The organism is Actinoplanes sp. NPDC048791, from assembly GCF_040650095.1.
Taxonomy (GTDB): domain Bacteria; phylum Actinomycetota; class Actinomycetes; order Mycobacteriales; family Micromonosporaceae; genus Actinoplanes.
The window spans coordinates 1-1,645 of the sequence record NZ_JBEZGQ010001449.1; the positions used below are offsets into that span (position 1 = coordinate 1).

General features: G+C 72.6%; 2 protein-coding genes and 1 pseudogene. 1 reads left to right on the forward strand and 2 read right to left on the reverse strand.

The genetic code is table 11. The features are described from left to right. A pseudogene (locus tag AB0C29_RS47285) lies at positions 1 to 600 on the forward strand (lipase); the annotation flags it as partial. Positions 601 to 621: 21 nt separating this feature from the next. On the opposite strand, the gene AB0C29_RS47290 reads toward AB0C29_RS47285, so the two are convergent. Continuing rightward, entirely contained in the window at positions 622 to 1,278 is a 657-nt protein-coding gene (locus AB0C29_RS47290) for a response regulator transcription factor (RefSeq protein WP_360834780.1), read from the reverse strand. A gap of 24 nt (positions 1,279 to 1,302) precedes the next feature. Beyond that, positions 1,303 to 1,645: hypothetical protein (locus tag AB0C29_RS47295; protein ID WP_360834782.1), on the reverse strand; the 343-nt coding region annotated here is incomplete at its 5' end.

Here is a 1,645-nt window from a genome sequence, read left to right on the forward strand (position 1 = left end):
CTCGCCGCCGCCCGGGGCGGCGTGGAGCTGATCAACCTGGGTCTCGGCGGCAGCGCCCTGCTCGACCCGTTCACCGCACGCACCTTGCGGGACACCCCGGCCGACCTGATCAGCGTCAAGATCGGCATCAACCTGGTGAACGCCGACCTGATGCGGCTGCGCGCCTTCATCCCGGCCGTGCACGGCTTCCTCGACACCATCCGGGAGGGTCATCCCCGCACTCCCCTGCTGGTCACCTCGCCGATCTACTGCCCGATCCACGAGGACACCCCCGGCCCGGGCGCCTTCGACCTCGACGCCCTGCGCGAGGGCCAGGTCAAGTTCGTCGCCACCGGCGATCCGGCCGAGCGCGCCGCGGGCAAGCTGACGCTGCGGGTCATCCGCGACGAGCTGGCCCGCATCGTGGCGCAACGCGCCGCCGCCGACCCGCACCTGCATCACCTGAGCGGGCTCGACCTCTACGGCGAGGCCGACTCCGCCGAGCTGCCGCTGCCGGACCGGCTGCACCCGGACGCGGCCACCCACCGCCTCATGGGCGACCGCTTCGCGAAGCTGGTCTTCGAGGGCGACGGCGCCTTCGCGGCCGCCCGCAACACCTGACGACCGGTCGGTCCCAGGTCGTCAGCCGAGCAGGCCGGCCCGCTGGGCGAGCATCGCGGCGCGCACCCGGTTGTCGCAGTCCAGTTTGGCGAACACCCGGTACAGGTGGGTCTTCACCGTGCCCTCGCTGACCCACAGCCGGGCGCCGATCTCCGCGTTGGACAGGCCCTGGGCCAGCAGCACCAGCACCTCACGTTCACGCTCACTCAAGGTGGCGACCTTGCGCAGTTCCTCGGCCGCGGCGACGGGCGCGGCCGGCAGCCCGTCGAGCACCTGCCGGGTGACCTTCGGCGACAGGAAGGCGGCCCCGGCCGCGGCGGCCCTGATCGCCTGGGGCAGTTCGTCGACGGCGGACTCCTTGAGCAGGAAGCCGGCCGCTCCCGCGCGCAACGCCTCGGTGACGTATTCGTCCTCGCCGAAGGTGGTCAGCACGACGACGCGCACCTCGGGCGCGACCCGGCGGATCTCCCGCAGCGCGGCCAGCCCGTCGAGCACGGGCATCCGGATGTCGAGCAGCGCGACGTCCGGCCGGTGCCGCACGGTGAGCTCGACCGCCGCGCGGCCGTCGGCGGCCTGGGCGACCAGCTCGACGCCGTCGGTGGTGCGCAGGATGGCGTCGATCGCGGTGCGGATGAGCCGGTCGTCGTCGGCCAGCAGGACGCGGATGAGGTCGGTCACGGAGGCGCTCTCGTCGTCGGGCGGTCAGGACCGTTGGTCGAGGAATTCCTGCTTGTCGACCAGTGTGCCGTCGCGGAAGCAGAACCGGTAGATCAGGTCCTGCCCGGTCACCACGGCCAACTGTTCCAGCACGGCGGCGTGATGATCCTCGCAGGTGGCGCCGGGCACGGGCCGGCCGCCCACCGCGCCGGTGACTCCGTCGTCGGGCAGCAGCGCGCGTACCTCGGTGGCGCTCTGTCCGATGTGGACGCTGTCGAAGGTGGCGCGCGGGACCGTACTCAAGGTTGTGGTGAGCCAGAGAGCGGCGACGCAGAGCGCCAGGACGCCGCCGATGGCGAGGGTCGCGGCGGCCAGCACGAACCGTGAC